The 612-nt window shown below is 61.3% G+C and carries 2 protein-coding genes; both read right to left on the reverse strand.

Translation table 11 applies throughout. The features are described 5' to 3' along the window. Positions 1-398, reverse strand: a 398-nt coding sequence (locus HMPREF3014_RS22470; RefSeq protein ID WP_177344982.1) for a TraI domain-containing protein, incomplete at its 3' end; no start/stop codon positions are given. A gap of 18 nt (positions 399-416) precedes the next feature. After that, a partial coding sequence (locus HMPREF3014_RS34945) for a hypothetical protein (protein WP_218189583.1) occupies positions 417-612 on the reverse strand: 196 nt, incomplete at its 5' end.

The raw sequence follows: 612 nt of genomic DNA on the forward strand, positions 1-612 counted from the left end.
CCATAAGCCGCGGCGGCCGACCAGGCTTCAGCTTGGGCTGACTGTGACTCTGGCGCTGCGCCGATCGGGAGCAGGTAAGTCTGCCGCACCTTCAGTGCATAGGCCACGATCTCCAGGCCGTGATCGATCATCCCGCCTGGATGGGCATGGTGATGGTTTTCCGAAGCTGGGAGCTGCTGGACCAGCTCGGCATAGTTGGCCAATGGCCGCCGGTAGATCTCCTCGAATTGCTGCTTGGATAGCGAGGCACGCTGCCAGATGTTCTCCAGTAGCTGCCGGCGCCGAGGCGTGCCGAGCAGCTCCATACTGCTCAGAGGCGGGAGGAATCCCCCAGCGGCAGCTTTGGTTGGTGGGGTGGGGGACGGCTTCCTGGATATCCAGGAAAGGAGTTGAAACATGGGAGGCTCCATGACGATTCATGGAGCGGGCTTTTCCGCCAGATCAGGGGCTGGCAACAACGATAAAACAACGGTGGCGGGCAAGGGGTATTTTGTTGGCAATGTGCCATCCCGGCCTTGTGCTCTGCCGGGGAGGAACTGCGCCAGGCTCAACCATTGGGCACCTGCTGATGGATGTTCACCCGTAGCCTTTTCGTGTTCGCCGGCGCGAACG

The organism is Pseudomonas sp. HMSC065H01, from assembly GCF_001815235.1.
Taxonomy (GTDB): domain Bacteria; phylum Pseudomonadota; class Gammaproteobacteria; order Pseudomonadales; family Pseudomonadaceae; genus Pseudomonas; species Pseudomonas aeruginosa.